General features: G+C 62.5%; 22 protein-coding genes. 4 read left to right on the plus strand and 18 right to left on the minus strand.

Going from position 1 to position 23963, the window contains the following annotated elements; genetic code table 11:
* Positions 1-131 precede the first annotated feature (131 nt).
* From M0D65_RS25455 to M0D65_RS25490, 8 genes are all read right to left on the minus strand, one after another.
* Positions 132-779 carry a hypothetical protein gene (locus M0D65_RS25455; protein ID WP_266255079.1) on the minus strand — a complete coding sequence of 216 codons (648 nt, stop codon included), beginning with the start codon at positions 777-779 and terminating at the stop codon, positions 132-134.
* Positions 776-2170 carry a selenium-binding family protein gene (locus M0D65_RS25460; RefSeq protein WP_266255080.1) on the minus strand — a complete coding sequence of 465 codons (1395 nt, stop codon included), beginning with the start codon at positions 2168-2170 and terminating at the stop codon, positions 776-778. Before M0D65_RS25460 ends, M0D65_RS25455 begins: the two co-directional genes overlap by 4 nt.
* Positions 2171-2573: 403 nt before the next feature.
* On the minus strand, positions 2574-2828 hold the full coding sequence (locus M0D65_RS25465; protein WP_091017649.1) for a GlsB/YeaQ/YmgE family stress response membrane protein: 255 nt from the start codon (positions 2826-2828) through the stop codon (positions 2574-2576).
* A gap of 205 nt (positions 2829-3033) precedes the next feature.
* Positions 3034-3741, minus strand: coding sequence for an MgtC/SapB family protein (locus M0D65_RS25470; RefSeq protein WP_091018187.1), 708 nt, complete (start codon positions 3739-3741; stop codon positions 3034-3036).
* Between the two features lie 355 nt (positions 3742-4096).
* The gene (locus tag M0D65_RS25475; RefSeq protein WP_266255081.1) at positions 4097-6520 is read right to left on the minus strand and encodes a glycoside hydrolase family 31 protein; all 2424 of its coding nucleotides are present in this window, start codon (positions 6518-6520) and stop codon (positions 4097-4099) included.
* Between the two features lie 61 nt (positions 6521-6581).
* Entirely contained in the window at positions 6582-7847 is a 1266-nt protein-coding gene (locus M0D65_RS25480; protein ID WP_266255082.1) for an MFS transporter, read from the minus strand.
* A 181-nt stretch (positions 7848-8028) separates the two neighbouring features.
* A complete protein-coding gene (locus tag M0D65_RS25485; protein WP_266255083.1) occupies positions 8029-9132 on the minus strand; it encodes a diguanylate cyclase in 1104 nt (367 codons plus the stop codon).
* A gap of 204 nt (positions 9133-9336) precedes the next feature.
* Positions 9337-10302 carry a GlxA family transcriptional regulator gene (locus tag M0D65_RS25490; RefSeq protein ID WP_266255084.1) on the minus strand — a complete coding sequence of 322 codons (966 nt, stop codon included), beginning with the start codon at positions 10300-10302 and terminating at the stop codon, positions 9337-9339.
* 149 nt (positions 10303-10451) lie between these two features.
* Between M0D65_RS25490 and M0D65_RS25495 the strand changes: the two genes are divergently transcribed.
* Entirely contained in the window at positions 10452-10658 is a 207-nt protein-coding gene (locus tag M0D65_RS25495) for a hypothetical protein (RefSeq protein ID WP_266255085.1), read from the plus strand.
* A 62-nt stretch (positions 10659-10720) separates the two neighbouring features.
* Positions 10721-11362, plus strand: a complete 642-nt coding sequence (locus M0D65_RS25500) for an HD domain-containing protein (RefSeq protein WP_266255086.1) — start codon at positions 10721-10723, stop codon at positions 11360-11362.
* A gap of 36 nt (positions 11363-11398) precedes the next feature.
* On the opposite strand, the gene M0D65_RS25505 is transcribed toward M0D65_RS25500, so the two are convergent.
* Complete coding sequence (locus M0D65_RS25505) at positions 11399-12571, minus strand: metallophosphoesterase (protein ID WP_266255087.1); 1173 nt, start codon at positions 12569-12571, stop codon at positions 11399-11401.
* A gap of 350 nt (positions 12572-12921) precedes the next feature.
* Between M0D65_RS25505 and M0D65_RS25510 the strand changes: the two genes are divergently transcribed.
* Positions 12922-13524, plus strand: coding sequence for an alpha-ketoglutarate-dependent dioxygenase AlkB (locus M0D65_RS25510; protein ID WP_266255290.1), 603 nt, complete (start codon positions 12922-12924; stop codon positions 13522-13524).
* A gap of 55 nt (positions 13525-13579) precedes the next feature.
* Here the strand turns inward: M0D65_RS25510 and mdcH are convergent, their stop codons facing one another.
* The 8 genes from mdcH to M0D65_RS25550 form a co-directional block, all read right to left on the minus strand.
* Complete coding sequence (gene mdcH, locus M0D65_RS25515; protein WP_266255291.1) at positions 13580-14515, minus strand: malonate decarboxylase subunit epsilon; 936 nt, start codon at positions 14513-14515, stop codon at positions 13580-13582.
* On the minus strand, positions 14515-15216 hold the full coding sequence (locus M0D65_RS25520; protein ID WP_266255088.1) for a malonate decarboxylase holo-ACP synthase: 702 nt from the start codon (positions 15214-15216) through the stop codon (positions 14515-14517). The genes mdcH and M0D65_RS25520 overlap by 1 nt, the downstream gene beginning before the upstream one ends.
* On the minus strand, positions 15216-16046 hold the full coding sequence (mdcE, locus tag M0D65_RS25525) for a biotin-independent malonate decarboxylase subunit gamma (protein ID WP_266255089.1): 831 nt from the start codon (positions 16044-16046) through the stop codon (positions 15216-15218). Before mdcE ends, M0D65_RS25520 begins: the two co-directional genes overlap by 1 nt.
* Positions 16043-16918, minus strand: a complete 876-nt coding sequence (locus tag M0D65_RS25530; RefSeq protein WP_266255090.1) for a biotin-independent malonate decarboxylase subunit beta — start codon at positions 16916-16918, stop codon at positions 16043-16045. The genes mdcE and M0D65_RS25530 overlap by 4 nt, the downstream gene beginning before the upstream one ends.
* Positions 16915-17238: a malonate decarboxylase subunit delta gene (locus M0D65_RS25535; protein ID WP_266255091.1), complete on the minus strand. Its 324-nt coding sequence runs from the start codon at positions 17236-17238 to the stop codon at positions 16915-16917. The genes M0D65_RS25530 and M0D65_RS25535 overlap by 4 nt, the downstream gene beginning before the upstream one ends.
* The gene (locus M0D65_RS25540; protein WP_266255292.1) at positions 17226-18131 is read right to left on the minus strand and encodes a triphosphoribosyl-dephospho-CoA synthase; all 906 of its coding nucleotides are present in this window, start codon (positions 18129-18131) and stop codon (positions 17226-17228) included. The genes M0D65_RS25535 and M0D65_RS25540 overlap by 13 nt, the downstream gene beginning before the upstream one ends.
* A gap of 97 nt (positions 18132-18228) precedes the next feature.
* A complete protein-coding gene (mdcA, locus tag M0D65_RS25545; RefSeq protein ID WP_266255092.1) occupies positions 18229-19914 on the minus strand; it encodes a malonate decarboxylase subunit alpha in 1686 nt (561 codons plus the stop codon).
* 8 nt (positions 19915-19922) lie between these two features.
* Positions 19923-20693, minus strand: a complete 771-nt coding sequence (locus M0D65_RS25550; RefSeq protein WP_266255093.1) for a GntR family transcriptional regulator — start codon at positions 20691-20693, stop codon at positions 19923-19925.
* A gap of 100 nt (positions 20694-20793) precedes the next feature.
* On the opposite strand from M0D65_RS25550, the gene M0D65_RS25555 reads away from it, so the two are divergent.
* Positions 20794-22092: an MFS transporter gene (locus M0D65_RS25555; RefSeq protein WP_177228325.1), complete on the plus strand. Its 1299-nt coding sequence runs from the start codon at positions 20794-20796 to the stop codon at positions 22090-22092.
* Positions 22093-22176: 84 nt separating this feature from the next.
* On the opposite strand, the gene M0D65_RS25560 is transcribed toward M0D65_RS25555, so the two are convergent.
* Entirely contained in the window at positions 22177-23790 is a 1614-nt protein-coding gene (locus M0D65_RS25560) for an MFS transporter (protein ID WP_266255094.1), read from the minus strand.
* Between the last annotated feature and the right edge of the window lie 173 nt (positions 23791-23963).

Raw genomic sequence — 23963 nt, forward strand, 5'->3', positions numbered from 1 at the left:
ATGATAGTGCGGATTGCCCGTGTGAAAGTAGGTAATCGTCAGGCTCCTCATGCTGCAAGACAAGACCCCGCCCTCAACCAGCGGGGTCTTGGCGTTTACGGATCTGACAGGCCTCACCGTAAGCGCCTCCGCTACGCACCCAGTTGCAATACCCCACACAGCGCAAGCGTCCCCGTCCAGAGCAAATCGAAGTTCACCCACTTCGTTCTGAGACCGCCCAATCCCCACCAGTCGAACACAGCTAGCGATATCGCCGCAATCGTCGCGAGCATGGCTGCGCTGTGCAGCAGGAGCGCGGTGAAAGCGAGCATCGCAATAGATGGCGTACCCGTGCCCACGGCCGCCAACGCATTGCAGGTCGGCATCAATACCGGTATCAACATTAGCCCTGCGCCGTGCGATCCCGACATGGCAAAAGACCAGGCAGCGAGCCCGACAAACCCTGTTTGCATGCCGACGCGCGAGCGCATCTTGTGCCCTCGCACCCAATGCCAGATGGCCCAGCCGATCAACAGCGCGCCACACACGCGGTTGAGCGTCGTATGACCGATGGCAGCGCTTAACGAGAGCCCGGCGGCCAGCATCAGACCTGCTGCAAACGCATGTCCCAGCGCAATCGGCACGAGCGCCAGCAGCACCACACGCCGGCTTTTTCGATAGAGACCTAACGCCACGGCGAACAACCAGCCCATCGCTGGATTGATGCCATGGAACACGCCGAGCCCGACGATCGTGGCCCACATCCAGGCGGGATGCGTCGTTGAGCTCCAGGGTGTCATGGATAGCAATACGAGTCCGACGAACAGTCGCCACCTTCAAGTCTGATCTGGTGCGGACGATGCCCGGCAGGCCACTCGAGAAAGAACTTCGGATCGAACGCAATGCCTCCGTTCGCGGCGACGTCGAGCTTCACCATCCAGCCGTCGATACCATCGGGGTAGAACTGCGAGTCGACAGCACCGTACAGTGAATTCGTGAAGTAGACGCGTTTGCCGTCGCGACTCACCTCGACCATTTGCGGACCACCATTGAGCGCACCGTTCGACGCGCCAGGATGCGACGCGCGCGACACGATGCCGCCGATCCGCACCTTGCCCACGAGCTTCGGCGCGAACGGATCGGAGACGTCGTATTGCAGAAGATCACCGGTTCCCCAGCAAGACACATACAGAAAGCGATCGTCCATCGACAGATCGATATCGGACACGAGCGGTGGCACCGCGCCGAACGACTTCAGCATCGGTGGCAGGAGTTCAGCGGCGGCTGGTTCGGCAGGGATATCGATGATCTTGCGCACGCCCCATGCGTTTCCATCGCGATACCAGACCCAGATCGACGACGAGAGATCCTTCAGGCTGATCACGCAATTGACGAAACCATATGCCTTGGTCGGATCGTGAGCCGGCCGCAGTTCGAATACCAGCTGATACTCCGGCCCGAAGTCGATTTCCTGCAGGTGCTTACGCCGGGTAAGGTCCCAGAAATGCAGTCGGTGTCCATACTTCCCACCGAGCAGTATCTCTGGAACCAGACCGTTCTCGAACGTATCGGGCGTTCCCCATTCGCTCGTGACGAGCGTGTCGTAGCCGAGATGCCACCAGCCGTCGTAGGCGAGCTGCTGTGGACCGCGTTCGACTTCCCAGCGACCGAGTGGCTCGAAGCTATCCGGATCGAGCAGAAAGATACCGCCAGGCGCACCGCCCTCCGCATTACCGAGCGCAGTCACATAGATACCTCCCGGCCCGCAGTGCACCGTATGCGGACGGGAATAGCCGGTCCGTTTCGCGATCGTTTCCGGCTCGATGATTTTGGCAATCGAGGGCTTCAGCGGATCGGGTTTCGTATCGAGGATATAGATACGCGACGAGCGGAGCCCAGGTACAACCAGATAGCGCCGCTCGGTATGCGGATGAGGCGCATTCGGACAAAGACACGATGAGCACGCGTTCCATCCAAAGTGATGCAGCTCGTCGCCGATGTTCGGCATCGCGAGGTTGCTCACGATCGTCGCGTAACGCGATGAGGCCGGGTCGACGTCGACGACTGCTATGCCGTCGGGTTGCTTGCGTTCGGGATCGAACGCGGCGACGTAGGCGAACTTTTCCGGCGGTGCCTGCGCAGCGAGGCGCGGCGAAGGATAGAAGCTTGGGTCCGGTTTCCAGATGCCCATAATGTTCCTCCGTATCTAGACAGCAGAGTCAGACAGGACAGCAACATCATGAACTGTAGCTGCTTCGGCCGCTGCTCAAAGCTCGATATCGAATAAGCAAATGAGTCCGCGGCATGTGCCTGGCATTCAGTAATGCACGAGCAGCACATCGCTATACGCAGACCGCGTATTGAACGAATGGAGAAACGCAAGAGAGGGGAAGAGAAGAAGAAAGAACAGCTTGCACAACGTGCGGCACGACGCGGCGCACGCAGTTCGATCGAACCGTCCCGATGCGACAGATTGCTACGTGAGTAGCCGGGCGGTGCGTGATGAGGCGATCAAAAAAACGATCAAAGCAAACTGAAACGACGCGTCGATCGCAAAAGCGTCAGGCAGCGGCTGCTGCCTGACGCCGGAAACACTACGCTCCTCGTCGGAAGAGCCGGATGATGAACAGCAGAATAACCGCGCCGATTACCGCAGTGATGATCGAACCGATCCAGCCACCGCCGAGCGTAATACCCAGTACGCCGGCCAGCCACCCGCCGATGAACGCACCGACGATGCCGACGATGATGTCGACGATCAATCCGAAGCCGCCGCCTTTAACCAGCACACCTGCTAGCCAGCCAGCGATCGCACCGATGATGAGCCATGCAATGATGCCGTGTTCCATAATCGAGACTCCATGGTTGAACGTGAGGGGTTCACCGAACGGAGCTTAGTCGATGGCGACGGCGCCGTCCATCTCTGAGGATACTGAATTAACAATATCTGAAGCAACCGGTAGCGTATTGCAACCTGGCGTGAGGTACCCGCGAGGTATCGCGAGCCCGGAAAGGCCCCATGCAAAGGGCATCTGGCGATGCAGCATTACGGCGTCATTCCGGCGTCGGCTCCGCTTCCTGAGCGATCCAGCTCACGCTCGACACACTCTTTTCCATGCTGATCCGGCTGGCCATCCACTCAAGCTTCGGCTGGTCTTTCGGATGCAGTTTCAGAGTTGCGGTGACGAGAATGCGTCCTGGTTGATCGGCGACATCCTCGCTCGTCAGGCTCTGGAACGAGAGCGGCGTCGACGACATCGCGTTGGACAGGGCCGTGCGGATATGGATTTCGTCTTCATCGCGGCACACGACGCTCAACACGTACGCCCGGATAAGGTCGGCGTTTGAAACGGGTGTCGCGTTGATCAACTGGCTGACTTCGCGCAGCACGGTGTTCGTCAGCAGTACGACGCAGGTGCCGGCAATCGCAGGACCGAAGTGACCGCTGCCGCTCAGCACACCGACTGCTGCAGAGCACCACAACGTGGCCGCCGTATTGATGCCCTGGACGGAGCCCTTCTCGCGCATGATCACGCCGCCGCCGAGAAAACCGACCCCCGAGACGACATACGCAGCGATCTGCGTGACGCCGGCGGTACCGTTGCCGGTGAGTACGCCAAGCGTAACGAACAGGCACGCGCCGCTTGCGACCAGTGTGATCGTGCGCAGGCCGGCCGTGCGCTGGCGCATCTGCCGTTCGATGCCGATCGCGACACCACAGGCAAACGCGACGAAAAGCCGTAGAAGGAATTCAAGCGTCATGAGATGAAAGACAAAAACGTGCAGACGTACAGGTTGATCGATACGCATGACAGGCGCGCGAAACGGACATGCGATGCCGATACGCAACATGCAATGCATGGCGGTAACGCGCGACGTGCGTGGAAACGGTATGACGCGCGCCGCTTGCCCGGATGGCAAGACGGCGGCAGGAGGAAATCGGGCGCGGGGTCTTGCCGGTCAGGCGAGCGGGAAAGTCGGGATTCGGCTACTGCTACTGTCCAAGATACAGGTTCCTGTTCGACGGATGGCCGGATTTTAGGCGGGGCGTTCGTGCGAAGTCAACCGCTGTGAGGGATGGTGTGCCATTGCGCGGTACCGGCCGAGGCACACGCATTCAACCGGCATGGGCGGGGAGATCGAGTGTCAAGCGCGTCCATCCGGCGTCGCGCGCTGCCGTGGCGATCGTGCCATTAGCCGCGATCACACGACGCGTGTCCGCCTCAGGGATGAAGAGATCGATCGAAGCGAATGGCGGGCGCCCATGTCCCGCCCAATCGACCGACACCGAAAGCGTCGTGGTATCGCATGCGATGCGCAACTGCAGGCTTCCATGCTCGCCGTCGCGCCAGGCTTCCGATATACCGTCGTCTTCGACACAGACACCTTCGACGACACCGCGACCCACACACGGTGCAACGACAAACGCGCGCCGCTCAGACGGCTGGGCGAAATGCTGCGTTGCGATGTTCAGCGGGATGGCCGTTCCTTCACGAATCAACATGACGGGCTGATCCCACGGCGCAGGGAAGCTTACGGTTTGCCCACCGGCGAACGTCTCGCCGCTCCAGTAAGACACCCAGTGCGTACCGGCAGGCAACCACACCTGTCGATGCATCTGCCCGGATTCGACCACCGGCGCCACGAGCAACGCGGTACCGAGCATCATGTCGTCACCGTCTTCGTAGCATCGAGGATCGTGCGGGAATTCAGCGAACATCGGACGCAGCACCGGTTCGTAGCGCTGCGTCGATTCCCACAGCAGATGATAGAGATACGGCATCAACCGGTAGCGCAGCTTGATCAGATCCGACACATGCGTGGTCGCTTCGCGATGCATCCACGGTTCGTTGACGGTGCCGTCGTCGTTCCACGAATGAATGCTGAAGCGCGGCATGAAGATGCCGAACTGTATCCAGCGCACGAACAGTTCCGCGTCCGGCGCCGGACCCGAAAATCCGCCGATATCGTGGCCCGTGTTCGACACGCCCGACATGGCAAGTCCCAGTCCCATCTTGAGGTTGTAGCGCAGCGTTTCCCACGACGTATAGTTATCGCCCGACCAGGTCTGTACATAGCGATGCATGCCGACACCGCCGGAGCGCGACACGAGAAAGGGCCGCTGGCCTGGCGCATACGCGCGCTGCGCGTCGCGTGAGGCACGCATCATCAGCATTGTTTGCAGCACTTTCGCTTCGCGTGCTGGGTATGGCTTGCCGAAGCCGTGCGCGAGCGCATCGTCGGTCCAGATTTCGAATTCGTTGTTGTCGTTCCAGGTCGCCGCGATACCGTGACGCAGCAGCGCATCGGTGACGTGCGCCTGCCACCATGCGAGCGTGTCCGGATTCGTGAAGTCGAGGTACGCACCGACCTCGTCCCAGAACTGCACCCAGGCCGGTGCGCCATCGCGTGCGCGGATCAGCAGGCCATCGCGCGCTGCCTGCTCGAACTCGGGATGATCGCGCAGCAGGCACGGCTTGATGTTCGCGCAAAGCCGCACGCCCTCTGCGAGATACCGCTGCACGAAACCGTCGATGTCCGGAAACTTGTCGCGGTTCCAGTGGAACACATAGCGCTTCGCGCCGATCGATGTATAGCCCGACGACAGATGAAACGAGTCGCACAGCACATCGTGTTCGCGACAGCGCTCGAGGAATTCGCCCATTTGTTGCTGGGCGTCGGGCGCGTCGGTATAGCTCATCGTCGAGCCAGAATAACCGAGACCCCACTTCGGCATCAGCGCGGGGCGTCCGGTAAGCCACGTGAAGCGACGCACGGCTGCAAGCGGTGTGGCCGGCGATGCGATGAAGTAATAGTCGAGATCGCCGTGCTCGGCGATGAAGTGCCGATAGTGGCCGTGATAGTTGTCGAGTTCGCGACCCATGTCGAATGAACAATCGGCGAGCGTATCGTAGAAGAGACCGAAGCCGAGCGCTGTCTCGCGCTGCCACGTCAGATAGAACGGGATGTGCTTGTAGAGCGGATCGGTAGTGCGGGCGCTGTAGCCCATCGCATCGATGTTGACCATCCGGTACTGGCTGCCTGCGCGATCGAGCGAGCCGGCGCGCTCGCCGAGTCCCACATACATCTCGCCAGGCTCGCGCCGCAGGTAGTGATAAACGCGCTCGTCCCACCAGCCAAAGTTGTAGGCCTGGGTCGCGCGATCCTGCAGCACACGTCGCCACTCGCTGCCATCATGCAGTTCCCACGCGCAGTGGCCGCCGTTCAGCGTCACCGTAAGACGAATCTGCGTGGTTTCGATCTGCACACGGTCGTTACCGGCAACGACGCTGAAAGCGGGCAGTGCGAAACCCGACAGATCGAGCCGGTCGCGACCTTCCACGGGCACGTCGTCGAGCCCGGGGGCGATCGCCCAGGTACGCGGACCGTGCGCGTTGCCGTCGGGCAAGACACGTACGCGGACGATATCGTCCTCGAGTACGAATACATCAATGGTCGGGCCGGCCGCGCTCGCGAAATGCAGCGCGTTACCGTCGGTGCGGGTCAGGGCGAATACGGGAGGGTGGAGCAGCGACGTCATCGGACAGGTTCCTTGAACGAATCTTGTGTAGCTATGAAGCGGATGCACATCGTCGGCATCATCAGGCAGCGTGCTCGCGTTCCTGCTTCGTCTGGCCGCGGATCAGCAGCACCAGCAGCGTGGCGCCGATCAGATCGAACGCACCGAGACAGGCAAACAGCGGCCCGTAACCGACGGTGTCGGCAAGCGCGCCGACGACCAGCGAAAAACCAAGCCCGCCGATCCACGCCGCCATGCCGGCAAAACCGCTTGCAGTGGCAACTTCGTCGGGATCGAAGACATCGGCGCTGAGCGTGTTGACGAGCGCGGAGATCATCTGGTGCGCGAAGCCGCCTACGCAGAACAGCGCAATGGCCGCATACGGCGACGCGACGAGCCCGATGCAGGCCGGCCCGATCATCATGAACGCGCCGAGTATCACGCCGGCCACGCGCGACCAGATAAGCGGAATACGGCAGTAGCGCATCAGGAATGGCGACAGATAACCGCCGAGAATCCCGCCCAGATCGGCCGCGAGAAACGGCAGCCACGCGAACAGCGCGATCTGCTTGAGATCCATGTGACGCTCGGTCACGAGATATAGCGGAATCCAGAAGCTGAACGTTTGCCAGGCGGGTTCAGCGAAGAAGCGCGGTAGCGCGATGGCCCAGAACCGGCGCGAACGGAGGATGTCGCGCACCGGCCGTTTGCTTGCCGGCGGCGAATGCGTCTGGCCCTGCTGGATCAGCGTGCGTTCGCCGGTGCTGAGACGTGGATGGTCGGCCGGCGACCGGTAGACCGCATACCAGAGCGCGGCCCAGACGAAACCGAGCGCACCGGTCACGATAAACGCCGACTGCCATCCGTAACGCAGCGACAGGAACACGACGAGCGGCGGAGCGAGCAGGGCGCCAAGCGATGTGCCGGCATTGAAATACCCGACCGCAACCGACTTTTCGCGGTCCGGAAACCATTCGGCAACCGCCTTCATACCCGAGGGAATCGCAGCGGCTTCGAACAGCCCGAGCATGCCGCGCATCGCGCCGAGCGACATCCAGCCGGTCGCGAAGCCGTGCAGGACGCCGGTGGCCGACCAGAGCGCGGCGAACAGCGCGAAACCGAGCCGCAGCCCGATCAGATCGACGACGATGCCGCACACCGGCTGCATGATCGTATAGCCGACCTGGAACGCGCCGACGATGTACGAGTACTGCTGCGTGCTGAAATTCAATGCGTGTTTCAGTTCGGGCGCGAGCACGCCGAGCGAATTGCGTGCGAGGTAATTCATGATCGTGCCGATGCATATCAGCACGATGATCCACCAGCGCAGGCCTCTGACGGTCTTCAAATTCGTCTCCGTTGTGTCGCGCGTTTTCTTCGCGGCAGCTGCTCGTTTTATGAGTCATCACATGACTCGACACCATTCAGGCACCAAAAACGGGCTGAATCGGGTGTTTTAGCGTCATTATTTGTCAGACGACTGATCTCAATGAGCTTAACGCGCATCGTATGTTCGCAAACGAGCGGGGTCAACCCTTTTTGATGTTCGAATGAACACTAGGAGGGTCGATCGGCGTTCCCGACGCAGGCTCCAGCTCGCCCGCCACTGCGATCTGGTCGCGGCCGAGCACTTTCGCCCGATAAAGGCTGCGGTCCGCTTCGAGCAGCCATGCGTGATAGTCGGAGCCGTCCGGCGGACAGGGCGCGATGCCGATGCTGATCGTGAACGGCGACACGGCGTGTTCCTGGTTCGTTTTCTCGCGGACCGCATGGAGCAACCGGGTCGCGATTGCGCGCGCCTCGGTCAGCGACGCATCGGGCAAGACGACGCCGAACTCTTCACCGCCGTAGCGCCCGATGCTGTCGCTATGCCTGAATTCGTCGCGCAGCATGTCCGCGAACGACTGCAACACCGTATCGCCGGCGAGATGGCCGCGCGAGTCGTTGATCTGCTTGAAGTGATCGAGATCGATCAGCAGCAGGCAGGACGTGAGGTGCTGCGCGTTGCAGCGCTCGAATTCCGCGGCGAGTCGCTCCTCCCAGTAGCGCCGGTTGAGCAGGCCCGTGAGTCCGTCCGTGCGACTCAGATGCTCGAGCGTTCGGGTCTGCGCGGCGAGCTTGCGCGACATCCGGTACACCGACCAGCCCAGTGCGAGTGGATACAGCACGAGAACCGGCAGGCAGGCTATGACGATGTGCATCTGCGATTGCGGCGCGAGGACGAAGCCGAGTGTCGCGACGCCGATCGCCGCGCCCGCCAGATTCGCGACAACGCCACGCAGAAAGAGCCGCAATCCGCCTGACGCAATGTTGTTCATGCTCAACATGCTGAGCATCAGCACGCCGGGCAGCAGGTTGAAGCGGATCGCGACGAGCCAGAATCCGCCGAACACGGCATCGACCATCAGATTGCGCTGTTCGCTGCGATACGGCACGGCGCCTGCCAGCGCGGCGTAGCGTGCGAGATGCGGCCAGACGAAGCCATACAACAGCAGCAGTGCCCATAGCAGCGGGCCGTGATGCAGTTGCAGGAATACCGGGGCGATGGAAATGAAGCCGAGCGCAAGCCCCGCCGTGCGCAAGCGATAGATGCGCTGGACGAACCGTTTGCCCTTTTTCGCTGCGTATTCCATGTCTGACATCGATCAGGCGCACACGACAGGATCGCCGCGTGGGCGAAGGGTCGTTTGCTCGTGGGTTGTTTCAGCAGAGTGTTGCGGACCGGGTGTAGCCGCTGTACCAGCGGTTACGCCAGATAAGCCTGGCAAGCCTGATAATCGGTGAGCCGGCGAACGATGGTATCAGTAACCGCGATCCGGCGAACGACCTGCGCCGCGCTACCCCGCGAGGCTGCGGAACCGTTCGCGGTATTGCATCGGCGTCGCGCCGATGCGCTTCATGAAGACCGCACGCATGCGGTCGGCGGTGCCGAAGCCGCAGTCGTAGGCGACGGCTTTCAACACGCCGTCGCTACTTTCCAGCAGCTTGCGCGCGGCGTCCATGCGGGCGCGTTCCACGAATTCGTGCGGCGTGACGCCGGTTTCCTCGACGAAGACGCGCGCGAAGTTGCGCGCGCTCATGCCCGCGACATCGGCAAGCTCCCGAACCGTAAAGCGCTCGCGGATGTGTTCCATCACGTGGCGCTGGACCTTCGCGACTGGCGAGGCGTCGTCGGTGGGGGCAGTCAGATACGGGCTGAACTGGGACTGGCCGCCTTGCCGCTGGGCGAACACCACGAGCCGTTTTGCTACCGCGAGCGCGAGCCGCGGGCCATGATCTTCGGCGACCAGCGCCAGCGAAAGATCGATCCCGGCCGTCACACCCGCCGACGTCACCAGCCGGTCATCGCGCAGATAGATTCGGTCGAAGTCGACCTGTGCGCGCGGAAACTGGTCCGCGAGCTGTCGCGCATGCTGCCAGTGCGTAGTGACGCGACGTCCATCAAGTAACCCCGCATGTCCGAGCGCGAACGCACCAGTACAGACCGAGCCGTAGAGCGCGCTGCGCGCAGCCGCCTGCACGATCCACGCGGTCAGACGCGCATCGGGCTGCGCGACCGGTAACGCCGGTCCGCCCGCGACGAGCACGAGGTCGAAACGCTGCGGCACTTCGTCGAAGGTGCTGTCGGCCACGATGGCAAGCCCGTTCGATGCGCGCAGCACGCCTCGTTCAGGACCGACGACCGTGACGGCGTAATGCTCGCCGGCAGGCAGAAAGCCGTTGGCTTCGCTGAAAACATCGAGCGGACCGGCGACGTCGAGCGCCTGTACGCCGGGAAAGATCGCGATGGCTACGCTGCGCATTCGAGGGTCTCGTCAGAGGGCGGGGTAGGCAAAAAGAGCGGCCCGGCAGTGTTTGTCGTGCGGTTGGCAGTGTTGCACGGTTCTCTGGCGTTGTCCGCAGGCGGGCGATTGCCAATACTGAGCCCATCGCCCCCTCACGGATGAACACCATGAAAAAGCATCTCAGGACAGGAACGCGCAGCGCGCTCGCGGCTGGGCGTCGGACACATCGCGCGCGGCGGTTGGTACTCGCCGCATCGTTCGCCGATGCGGATCGCGCAAACGCTGCACACGAGCGCCAGGAGGCGTTGCTCGACGAAGCGCTCGCCGAGACGTTTCCGGCCAGCGATCCCATTTCGCCGAGTTATATCGGCTGATCGAATGCGCGTTGCGCGGCTCTCGCACGATGCGCGATCTTTCCCCTATCGAGGACATTCACATGGCAACGACCATTGCAGGTATCAAAATTCCGGACAGCATCATGGCGCGCGAAGCAACCGATCTCGTGCGCGACACGGAAACGGATCTGCTGTTTCATCATTCGCGACGCGTGTTTCTGTTCGGCGCATTGACCGGCGAGCGCAAGGCACTGAAGTACGATCCGGAGCTTCTGTACATCGGTGCGATGTTCCATGACATGGGACTCGTCGAACCGTATAGCAGCAAGGACGAACGCTTCGAGGTGGACGGTGCGAATGCCGCGCGCGATTTCCTGCTGCGGCATGGCATCGCCGAAACGGACATCGAACAGGTCTGGGACGCGATTGCGCTGCACACTACGCCGGGCATTCCGAAGCACAAGAAGCCGGTGGTCGCGCTGGTTACCGCGGGTGTCGAAATGGATGTGCTCGGTCTCGCGTATCACGACTTCACGCAGGAGCAGCGCGATCAGGTGACGCATGCCCATCCGCGCGGCGAAGGCTTCAAGGAAGGCATCATCGATGCCTTCGCTCAAGGGACGATACACAAGCCCGAGACGACCTTCGGCAACGTTAAGGCGGATGTTCTGGCGCTGAAGGACTCGCATTATCACCGCGGCAACTTCTGCTCGATCATTCTTGGTTCGGCGTGGAAGCAGTGATACTAGTAGCGCTCACGCCGCGCCCGTGCGTGGGCATCAACCCGGCACAGCCGGGATCAGCCGCAGGCGCGTGATTTCCGAAGGGGCGCCCAGACGCTTGGGCGGTCCCCAGTAGCCGGTGCCGCGGCTCGTGTAGACCCACAGTCCGTTCAGTCGCGCGAGACCTGCGGTGAACGGCTGCTGGAAGCGCACGAAGAAATTCCACGGGAAGAACTGGCCGCCGTGCGTGTGGCCGGACAGTTGCAGTGTGAAACCGGCGTCGGCGGCGGCGTCCGCTGTGCGCGGCTGATGCGCGAGCAGCACCTTGATCCGCACGTCGGCCGGTGCTCCCAACAACGCACCGGCCGGATCGCTGCGATGCGCGGGATCGAAATGGCCGGCCGAATAATCGGTCACGCCCGCGATCACGAGCTGCGCGTCGTTATGGTCGATGACTTCGTGCTCGTTCATCAGCACGCGCAGGCCAAGACGCTGAAACTCGGCGATCCATGCATCGGCGCCCGCGTAGTACTCATGATTGCCGGTGACCAGATACGCACCGTGTCGCGCGGTGAGGCGTGACAACGGACGTGTGTGTTCGGTCAACTGCTCGACGCTGCCGTCGACGACATCGCCCGTCACCGCAATCAGATCCGGCTTCAGACGGTTCACCGCATCGACGATCGCATCGACATAGCGGCCCTTAATCGTCGGGCCAACATGGATGTCGCTGATCTGCACGATCGTGAAGCCGTCGAGTGCGTTCGGTAGATCGTCAATCGGCACGTCGATCGTGACGACGCGCGCGCGTCGGCGGGCGTTGAAAAATCCCACTGCTGTAGACAGCAGAGCGAGCAACGGCACCGCGGCGGCGCTGTTCGTGCGCCAGTGTGCGAGCGCGATCGTGTGCGGCCAGATTGCATCGACGGTCAGCAGCGAGGCGAGCAGCAGATCGCGCACGAAGGTCAGCACCAGCAGCGACGAAAAGAAGCCCATCGGCATCAGACCGAGCCATGCCAGCTGGTCGCCGAGCTTGGGTCGCGTCACGGTAATGCTTCGCGCGAGCATGCCGAGCGGAATCAGCAGACACGACAGCACGAGATAGAGCGCGGCAAGCCAGTGCCAGGTGCCGCCGACCGGAAGATCCGGAATCAGGCGAAAACCGACATAGACGTGAAACAGGATGCCGATGAGGATCAAGCGGATGAAGAACTGCGAAAAGCGGCGCATAAGGGAGGCAGCAGACAAGAAGGGCAGCAGTGCACCGGTACAGCAGGGGCTGACCGGCGGTCCATTCTACCGGCACTTGCCGGCGGCCGCTGGAGGCCCGGTGGGCGGGCTTCTGGCGGTGTTTGCGCCGTTTTTGATGAACGTTGCCGGGTCTGGTCGTACGGCGCAGCAGTGTTCTACGTGGCGCTGCTGATCGACTGACGCGCTTGCCGGGCCGCTGCAATCAAAGCGCAAGTTCGTGCGTCGTTGGGCGAACCTTCCGGCGCGATAATGTCGCGTGTGTTTTCCTTTGCTGATAGCCCACGCCGATGCGCGCATACGTGTGTGCCGACGACGATTACTTCATGCCGATGCTCGACCTGTTCGACGATTTGCCCACCCCCGATGTGGCCTGGTTGCCCGACTGGCTCACTGCCGATGCCGCCGCGCAATTTCTCGCGTGCGTGGCCAGCGAAGTTGCGTGGAAACAAGACACGATGGGCACGCCGGCGGGCCGCATACCGTTACCGCGCCTCACTGCCTGGCAGGGTGAACCGGATGCCGTCTACACGTACTCGGGTATTCGCAACGTGCCTGACCGCTGGACGCCGGCGGTCGCCGAACTGAAATCGGCTGCCGAAGCTGCAAGCGGCGCGCGCTTCAACAGCGTGCTTTTGAACCGATATCGCCAGGGCAACGACAGCATGGGCTGGCACGCGGACGCCGAGCCGGAACTGGGTGCGCAACCGGTGATCGCCTCGGTGAGTCTCGGGGTGGCGCGCCGTTTCGATCTGCGTCACAACGCAACCGGTGTCGTTCAGTCGTTTCAGCTGAAAGGCGGCAGCCTGCTGGTGATGCGCGGCAGGACGCAGGCGGAATGGCGGCATCGCGTGCCGAAGGAGCCGAATGTGCAGGGTGAGCGGATCAACCTGACATTTCGCTGGGTCACGCCACGCAGTTTGCCGCAATGCTAGTTAAATTTATAAAAAATATAAGGAATTTAATTAGTTTATGCGCATAACGATCTTGCTACGCGATTGCGTCGAGCCGGCGGCGGATCGTTGCCGCTAGCGCATCGAAGCCGGTCGCACTGGCAGCGAGCGCCGGTGTCTCGGGAAAGCTTTCGCGAGCGATGTCGGTCAGCACCTGTCCGGGCGGCGCTTCGACGAACACCCGGGCGCCCATTTCATGCATGGCGGTCAACGCGTCGAACCAGCGGACCGTGTAGCGCATGTTCAGTGCGAGATCTTCGCGGATCGCATCGGCGGTGTAGAGGGGGCGGCCGCCACGATTGCCGACGTAGGTGCTGTGCGGTACGTGGAATGGAACGGTCGCGGCGTAGGCGAGCAGTTCGTCGGCGGCAGGTGCAAGTAGTTCGCAATGCGACGGAACGCCGACTGCGAGACGTGTCGCCTTGCGTGCGCCGTTCGCCAGTGCGCGTTCAATGAACGCTTCGAGCGCGTCGTCGGCACCTGCAATTACGATCTGGCGCGGCGCATTCACGTTGCCGACATATACGCGCGAATAGCCATCGTGTTCGTGCGCAAGGGCCAGTCGTTCGATCTGTGCTTCGTTGAGTCCCGACACGGCGGCAAGCCCATAGCCCGACGGGTACGCGGCTTCCATCAACTGCGCGCGCCGACGAACCATCCGCAGTGCGTCGTCGAAGGCGAGCGCGCCGCAACTGACCGCCGCTGCGTAGGCGCCGACCGACAGCCCTGCATTGAAGCGCGCCTGCAATTGTTCGCTAGCGAGTGCGCGCACGGTAGCCACGCCAGCCACGACGAGTGCGATCTGCACAGCAACTGTCGAGCGCAACGCATCGTGTGTGTCGAGCGTCAGCACGTCGAGACCCAGCACCTGCGACGCTTCGTTCAACGTTGCATCGACGCAGGCGCGTTGCGGCAGGCGATGCAGAAACCCCTCGCTTTGCGCACCCTGGCCGGGGAACAGATACGCGAGCATCACGCGACGCCGTGAGCGGCGCTCCACGGGTTGTCGATCAAATGCGGGCCGTGTGCGCTGCGTGCGAGCACGCGTGGTTTCCCGGCTGCATATTCCGCGAGCGCGATGCCGCCCGAAGGCGTTTCGAGTTGCGCGTCGACGCGTGTACCGCTGTGTTGCGCGGCGTGCTGCAGTTCGTCCAGTAGAAGCAGGGCATCGGCGCGCGACAACGGCTCGGGTACGCGGATCAGCAGATCGAGATCGCTCGTCGGCGTGACGGTGAGTGCGTGCGTTGCAAGTTCGAAGCTGGCGCTGCCCGTAGGCCCCCAGACGAACGTGTGCAGATAGCGCGCATCGTGACGCAGTGCGGCGAGTGCTACGAATGCAGGTAGCGCGTGTCGGCTCACCGGCAGCGTGAAGGACTCTGTGTCGAGGAGATCTTCAGGGGCGATGCACTGTTCGATGTCGGACGTTTTCGCCCACGTGCCGTAGCGCTGCGCACGGGTGATGCCGCGCAGCCCGACGGGTACCATGCCTTCCGTCGCAAGCGCACGCCGCACGACGGCGAACGGCGCGCGCCTCCATGCTTCGTGCACCCATTGCGGTTCGTCGTCGGTGTGCTGGATGTCTCGCAGGCGCAGCAGGTCGTGCGGCTGCGGGCCCGTTCGATGCACGGGCAACGAAGCATCGATTGCACACGGCACTACGGCGTGCGCGTACATCACACAGCATCCCACTGTTCGGCAAGCCGCCGTCGCACTTCGATCGACGCCGCACGCGTCGTCTTCGCGTTAGCGGACTGCAGACGATGCGACAGATCGCGCGCACCGGCGCGCGTGCTTTCGATAGCGCTTTCAACCGAATCGATCAACACCTGACGCACGCGTGCAATCTGCGCGTCGTCAGGTGCGTCCGCATCGATACCGCCGATCAGCTCATCGAGCAGCCCGAGCTTCGCAAACGACGCCATCGAATACGACATCGGCACGATCGTTTCACCGAGCTTGTCGAGTTCCTCGACGGTGCGCCGCGTCACACGCGCGGCGGCTTCGCGGCCCATCGCGTGAACCATTGTGCCGGGCGCGTCGAGCGCGACGATCCGGTTCGCCTGATAGCCGTGCGCGAGGAACGCACCGGACATCGCCGGACCGACGATCAATGCGATCACCGGGTGACCTGCATCGCGCGCCGTCGCATAGGCGTCGACAGCGGCCGCACACGCTAGATGCACGCCGAGCATTTCCTCGCGATAGCCGTAAGCCTGGCTCTTCACGTCGACGATGGCGACGATCGGTCGCTTCGTTGCACGCTGTGCGTCCTCAGCGATCGCGTCGTGCACTGCGCGCGCGAGTTGCCAGCCTTGCAGGAGACCGACCACGTTATCGACGGCGCGCGGAAAGCGGTTGTCAGGATCGGGAACGACTGCGATAAAGCGCGCGTTGTTAGCGCCAAGCGGCGCATCCTGGTACCACACGGGCGCGCTGCTCACGGGCGTACCGGCGAGTGCGTGGAACCAGCGTGCGCCACGGGTTGTCGGGTTCGAGTCGTTCACGCGGCCTCCTTGCGATTCGTGTTGAACACCGCGCGCATCGTTTCGGGTGTGATGGTTGCAGGATCGATGCGCATAAGTCGCGCGAGATATTCGTCGACCTGCGCGCTGCGGGGCACAGAATGCGTACCGTCCGCACGAGGCGCGCTGGCCTCGCGCACGGCCGCGCGTATTGCATCGAGATCGTCGTCGACGAGAACATCCGCGAGCCCGGTCGCGACGCGTTGTTCGCCACCGATCAACTGCCAGATACGCCGCTTGTCGCTCGCATCGAGTTCGTCGATGCCCGCTTCCTGTTCGATCACTTCGGGGCCGTTCATGCCGAGCCGTCCCTGCTTCGTCACGATCAGTTGCGAGCACAACGCCGCCGCAAGCGACATGCCACCGAAGCAGCCGACCATTCCCGCGATCACGCCGACCACCGGGACATACCGTCGCAGCGCGACGATCGCCGCCTGGATCTCTGCGATCACGGCGAGCCCGAGATTGGCTTCCTGCAATCGCACGCCACCGGTTTCGAACAGCACGACCGGGCGCACGAGATGACCGCGTTCACAGTCACGCAAAGCAAGTTCGAGTGCGCCGGCGATCTTGCTGCCCGACACCTCGCCGATGCTGCCGCCCTGGAACGCGGGTTCGATCGCCGCGATCACCGACGGCGCACCGTCGATCGTGCCGCGCGCAATCACGACGCCGTCGTCGGCCTGGCAGACGACGCCCTGCAGCGGTAGCCACGGCGATTCGAGGCGATCGAACGGGCCGAGCAACTCGCGGAAGCTGTCGGGATCGAGCAGCGCACGAGCGCGTTCGCGGGCCGACAGCTCGATGAAGCTTTCGCGCAGCAGCGGCGCGAGAAGGGCGGTGGCGGTGCTCATGGCTGTTGCTCCGGTGCGCCGCCTTGCGCAGCTTCGGCGGCTTCTGCCGCTTCCGCGAGCCGCAGCGCGACGACGCCCGGTGTCGCGCCGAAGTCGTTGATCTCGATCTGCGCGGCGCCGTCATAGCGCGTGAAGAAACGATCGAGCACGCTCTTCCAGATGTGGCTGTAGCCATCGACGCTGGTTCGCACGATCACGCTTGCCGTCATCGAAGCAGCCGGCGAGAGCAGCACTTCGAGATCGCCGGAGCCGACCACGCCCACATGCGCGCGTGCGGTGACGGCGCGTTGCGCCGGATAGTCGAATGTCAGATGTTCCATGCGGTCGTACTCCTGTCGATGTCCTGACGCATCAGGCTGTCGATGAAAAGGGTTGCGGCGAGCAGATCGGCGGCGCCGCCAGGCGAGGCGTTGAGCGACAGCAGCGTGTGCTCGAGTGCAGCGAGTGCTGTGCGACCCTCTGAAGTTGAGCTGCCGCCGAACGCAAGCACACGCGCCGCGCCTGTGCGGCCCGCGTGCAAACCGGGCAGGCCGGCGCGATGCAACAGGCAGGTGTCGTCGAGCGACGCCATGATCGCGAGCAATGTATCGAGGCGCGCGGCGTCTTCGCCAGTTCCACGCTGCCGGGCTGCGACGAGTGCCGGCAAGCCAATGTCGATGACATGCGGAAAACCGTCCTGCGCTTCGCGTCGCGCACCGCCGACGCTGTAACGCTGACGCACGCGTTCGCCGTTACTTTCGGTGGCAACGGCGAGGCGATCGGGAAAGCAGGCAATCTGCGCGGCAAGCGAGCAGATGCGTGCGGCGTGTGCATTCAATGTGTCGGCTTCAAAATCGCTCTGAGCCGAATGAATAACCGCACCCGCAACCAGCAATCCAACGATCCAGATCGCCCCGCGATGCGCGTTGCTGCCGCCAGTGGCCAGCAGCATTGCGTGTTCGCCGGTGCGGCCGATCTGTGCGAGTTCGCTGCGCAGTGCCGCTGACGGCGTGCGCCCACGTGCAGCACGTGCGAGAGCCGCGAACGTCGGTTCGAGCGCGTGCGCGGAGCGCAGCATCGCGGCAAGATCGAGGTCTCGATGCGCACCGCTGCCGCGCCGATCGACGAGCGCGGGCTTTGGAGTCAGCTGCGCTTCGTCGATCAGCGCTGTGACGGCAAGTCGTGCGAGTTGCGTGTCGGACAGCGCAACGGCTGCGTGGACATCGCGACGCATGTGCCGCTCGCCGCGCACCGATGTGGGCGAGATACGAGCAGTGGTAGATACAAGCGCAGGCGCGCGCGAAGACGCGAGAACAGAGACAGTCATCGCATCACCAGCTACGAAAACGTGCAGGCGGCTCATAGAGCCCACCAGACCACGTGACCAGATCGTCGATGCTGCGCGCCGCGAGCAGCGAGCGTTTCGCCTCACCGCGCCGGATGCCGAGGTCCTCGGGATACGCGACGATGCCGCGTCGACGCAGTTCGGCTGTTTTCGCAGGTTGTGCACGCAATCCGATAGGCGTGACACCGGCCACCGCCGCCAGTGCAGCGCGCCGCTCATCGATGCCTTCGGCCTTATGTAGATGCGCTATGCCTTCTTCGGTGACGACGTGGCTCACGTCGTCGCCATAGATCATCACGGGCGCGATCGGCATACCGTTCTTCGCACCGACCGCAATAGCATCGAGCTCATCGACAAAGGTCGGTTCGCCGCCTTTCTTGTACGTCTCGGCCATCTGCACGACGAGCTTGTGACCACGCGATACCGGGCCTTCGTCCTTCAGCAGCTTGAGCCACGCGGTGCTCGAATGACGCCGGCCGCGCGGATCGTGACCCATGTTCGGCGCACCGCCAAAACCCGCCAGCCGCCCACGCGTGACCGTCGACGAATTTGCATCGGCATCGATCTGCAGCGTCGAACCGATGAACAGATCGACGCCATACTGGCCGGCCAGCTGACACAGCACACGGTTCGAACGCAGGCTGCCGTCGCTCCCAGTGAAGAACACATCCGGCCGCGCTTCGATGTACTTCTCCATACCGACCTCGCTGCCGAAACAATGCACGCTGTCGACCCAGCCGGATTCGATCGCGGGAATCAGCGTCGGATGCGGATTGAGCGTCCAGTTGCGGCAGATCTTGCCTTTCAGGCCGAGCGCTTCGCCGTACGTGGGCAACAGCAGTTCGATTGCAGCGGTGTCGAAGCCGATGCCGTGATTCAGCGACGTGATGCCGTACGGCTCGTAGATGCCGCGAATCACCATCATCGCTGTGAGCACCTGCAGGTCGCCGATGTGACGCGGATCGCGCGTGAAGAGCGGTTCGACGGCGAACGGGCGATCTGCCTGCACGACGACATCGACCCACGAGCCCGGAATGTCGACGCGCGGTAACGTATCGACGATCTCGTTGACCTGCACGATCACGATGCCGTGGCGGAACGCGGCGGCTTCGGCAATGGTCGGGGTGTCTTCGGTGTTGGGGCCGGTGTACAGATTGCCGTGCCGGTCGGCCTTTTCGGCGCACAGCAGCGCGACGTGCGGCGTCAGGTCGACGAACATCCGCGCATACAGTTCGACGTACGTGTAGATCGCGCCGATCTCGAGCTGGCCGTCTTCGAGCAGTTGCGCGACGCGCAGGCTCTGCGGTCCCGCAAACGAAAAATCGACCTTGTGTGCGATGCCGCGCTCGAACAGCGTCAGATGTTCGGGTCGACTGATGCTTGAAATCAGCAGATGCACGTCGTGGATTTTCTGCGGATCGACTTGCGCGAGCGAGCGCGACAGGAAGTCGGCCTGTTTCTGGTTGTCGCCTTCGAGTGCGACGCGATCGCCTGGGCGGATCAGCGTTTCGAGCGCATCGACGATGCGCGCGGACGGCAGTACGCCATCCTCGAGCCACGGTGCGATGGCCGCGAGGCGGCGCGCTTTCTCGTCACGGCGCGTGGTCCAGGAGCGGGCGGCGGGTGCGGCATCCGCAGTGGGGGGAGGGGGCGCTTCGGTGTGCTGGTTCATCGGCGGATTCAACTCCCGGAATGAGAAGCGCGCGTGCGTCGGGCGCGCCGCGGCTCGGCTTGCGCGGCATCGGCCTGCGCACGCTCGGTGATAAAGCGGTACAGCAGATCGCCAGTGCCCAGCAGATGCGCGGCCACCAGCGACTGCGCCGTAGCGACGTCGCGGCGGCGCACGGCATCGAGGATCGCGACGTGTTCTGCATCGGACTCGCCTTTGTGCAACGGCAAGCCGAACTTCAGCCGCAGATAACGTTCGCCGCGTCGGTGCAGCGTCTCGATCATTTCAGCCAACTGCGGACGGACGACGGGTGCATACAGGCTCAGGTGGAACGCCTGGTTGCGCGCGACATAGCGCGACGGGTCCAGTTCGCGCGCGGCGGCCTTGCATAGCGATTCGGCGGCGCGTAGCGAGCAGGCGTCATGCAGCGGAATGGCGAGGCCGATGGCGAGGCTTTCGAGCGCCGAGCGGATCTCATAGATCTCACGCGCTTCCTCGGCTGAAAGCAGGGCGACGGTCGCGCCTTTATTGACCTCCACCTTGGCCCAGCCTTCGCTCTCGAGCTGCCGTAGCGCCTCGCGCACGGGAATCGCGCTGACCGAGAAGTGCCGCGCAAGCGCGTCCTGCCGCAGCGGCGCGCCCGGCGCAAACGTGCCGTCGACGATCGCCGCCCGCACCGCGTCCGCGATCATCCGCGCCGTGCTGGACCGAGGCACGGCGGGCATGGGGGGCAAGGACGCGGAGTCGTCGGCCAGGGGAAAACCATCGGTTGCGTTGCTCATAAGATCAAATATTATATACAAAATGGCGATTTTCCAAGAGGCAAATCAGACACGCCACCACAACGCATAACGTATTCCAACTGTATGGCCGGAGGAGATGATGAATTCAACAACAGACCGCGCACGTATCGCGCGGCAACGCACACCGCTAAACCGGTCGCAGATCGTCGGTTTCTGGGGCGCGTGGGCCGGCTGGACGCTCGACGGGATGGACTCGTTCATCTACGCGCTGGTCCTCACGCCTGCGCTGACCGAGCTGTTGCCGCGCTCGGGCTACGCGGCGACGCCGGGCAATGTCGGTCTCGCCGGATCGATTCTGTTTGCGCTGTTTCTGGTCGGCTGGGGGCTGTCGTTCATCTGGGGACCGCTTGCCGATCGCTTTGGGCGCACCAAGGTGCTTGCTGGAACCATCTTTACGTTTGCGATCTTCACGGGGCTTGCCGCGACCTCGCACAACGTGTGGGAGCTGGGCATCTACCGGTTTATTGCGGGTGTGGGGATCGGTGGCGAATGGGCGCTGGCCGGTACCTACGTCGCGGAGTCCTGGCCGGAGGATCGTCGCAAGATGGGGGCGGGGTATCTACAGACCGGTTATTACGCCGGCTTCTTTCTGGCCGCCGCGCTCAACTACACGGTTGGCGTGCACTTCGGCTGGCGCGCGATGTTCCTGACCGGCGCGGTGCCGGTCGTCATCGCGATTCTGGTGCTACTGCGCGTGAAGGAATCGGAGAAATGGCAGAAGGCTGAAGCGGGCAGTGCGCCGAAGAAGCCGTTGCGCGAAATTCTCGGACCTGCGTATCGACGCCGCACGTGGGTGGCCTGCGCGCTGCTGACGATTGCGATCATCGGTTTGTGGGCCGGGGCGGTGTATGAGCCGTCGGCGGTGATCCAGCTCGCGACGCGCGCCGGCATGGCGAAGGGCGATGCGATCAAGACGGCCTCGCTTGCAACCGGGTTGCTGTCGATTGCGACGATTCTCGGTTGTCTCGCACTACCGCCGCTCGCGGAGCGGATCGGTCGCAAGAAAACGCTCGCTATTTATTTCGCGGGGATGGCGGTGTCGATTGCCGGTGCGTTCGGCTGGGCGTTCTATCTGCCGAACGGGCTCGCGCCGTTTATCGCGTGGCTGTTCGTGCTGGGATTTTTTGGCGGCAATTTCGCGCTGTTCAGCCTGTGGTTGCCCGAGCAGTTCGAAACCCGCGTACGTGCGACGGCGTTTGCGTTTTGCACGTCGTTTGGCCGCTTCGTTGGAGCCGGCGTGAACTTCCTGCTCGGCGCTGCCGTGCTGCACATGCATACGCTCGGTGTGCCGGTTGCGTTGACCGCGATAGCGTTTGTCATCGGGCTGTTCATCATTCCGTTTGCGCCGGAGACGAAGGGCGAAGTCCTGCCGCAGTGAGTGAATTGGTATCAGTGAATCGATATCGGGCTCGACACGCTAGTCGGCCCGATATCACTATTTGCGCCAGACCCATCGTGAACGCTATTCCACCGTCACCGGCACTTCTTCCGATAGCGGTGCAGGAATGGTGTGATTTGCTTCGTCATCCTTGTCTCGTGCAAGCTCGCCATGATCGGAACGAACCCGCCCAAGCAACGCAAAGACCAGAACAGCAGCAATCAAGGTCAGGATAATCGCGACCCAGAGCAGTTTCTGGAACGCCAGCTCATAAGCCTGGAGCAGTTGTGCATGATCAAAGCTCGAAAGGATCGATCCAGCCTTCGCCAACGTTCCAGCGGCAAGTTGCGCAGCACCTGAGGTCAGGACATCGGGGTTCTGATCAGGCTTGAAGTCGGTCAATGTTTGACGGGCGAAAAACGCCAGCAATGAACCGACAATGGCCATCGCCGTGCTATCGATCGAGACGCGCAAAGCGCCAAAGATACCGATAGCCATCCCGGCTTTTTCGCTGGGGACGACACTGACGGCCAGGTTGTCCATCAAACCCCACGGAATAGCAGCGCCCAAACCAATGAGAAGCAGATCGACGCGCATCAGGATGCCGTGATTCCCGAGTGGCACCTGTGTGAACAGAAAAAGTCCCGCGACGGATATCAGCATGCCGAGACCAGAGAGGATGCCAACCGGAAAAAATCGGGTGAGCATTGCCGAAAGAAACGGAATGAAGAGAAGTGGCGCAGAAAAATAAAGCATCAGTATCCCGGCCTCGAGGGGACTGAGCCCTTCAATTCCGATAAAGCGTAGCGGCAGGATAATGAGTAGCGCGATATAGGAATACGCGGTCGCGAGAGGCAAAAGCTGTGCGCCCACAAAACGCGGATAGCGGAACAGGCTGAGATCGAGCATGGGGTTCGGGACTTTCAACTCGATCGCAACAAACACGACAAGCGCCACACCGCTCAATAGAAAGAGACCCAGAACCAGCGAACTCGTCCAGCCACGCACGGGGGCTTCAATCACGGCAAAAGTGAAGAGCGTGAGCATCAGCGTGAAGGTGCCAGCGCCTAGCCAGTCGAGGCCATGCGTCGCAGGGTTCTTGCTGTCCTTCATGTAGAAAATGCACAACAGAAGAGCAATTGAACTGATCACTGCACTGCCGAGAAAGACTGCATGCCAGTTGAAAAAAGCGATCAGGCTGCCGGCCAGCGTTGGGCCAAAGGCAAGGCCCGCGCCAAACGCAATGCCGATAAGACTAAAAATCCTGACGCGCGCGGGACCTTCAAACTCTTGCGCCAGCATCGAGACGCCGCCCGCATAGGCGCAGGCGGCCGCAAGACCATGCGGCACACGCAGGAAATCAAGCCACAAAACGCTTGGCGCAAACGGCATGGCAAGCGAAACGAGCGTCATGACCAGCATGCCGGCAAAGAATATCTTCTTGCGGCCATAGTGGTCGGCGAGTGCACCCGCCACCATCAGGGTGCTGCCGCAAGCCAGCATGAAGGCATTGGTGATCCAGGAAAGGGCAACGGTCCCTCCCGCAAGATCACGACTAATGAAGGTTTGAGCAGCGGGACCCGCCGAAAGACTCAAAGGCAGGCTGATGCAGGCCAGAATCACTGCGATCAGCACAAGCATTTTTTCGCGTGCGGAGCGCGGTACTGCCGCGGAAGCACTGGGGGAGTTTTGATGCATCAGTGAGACATTCCTGTGGTTCGCGCGATACAGGTACCGCGCAATTCTGCGTTTCGGGACATGGATGCATGCTGAGGGCATCGGCATCATGGATAAAGAAGCGCAACGCGAATTCATCTGTCGTGAAACACGAATAGTGATGAAATTTGTCCAATATTCAGTTCATAGGCGGC

The organism is Paraburkholderia sp. CHISQ3 (genome assembly GCF_030464945.1).
Classification (GTDB): domain Bacteria; phylum Pseudomonadota; class Gammaproteobacteria; order Burkholderiales; family Burkholderiaceae; genus Paraburkholderia; species Paraburkholderia megapolitana.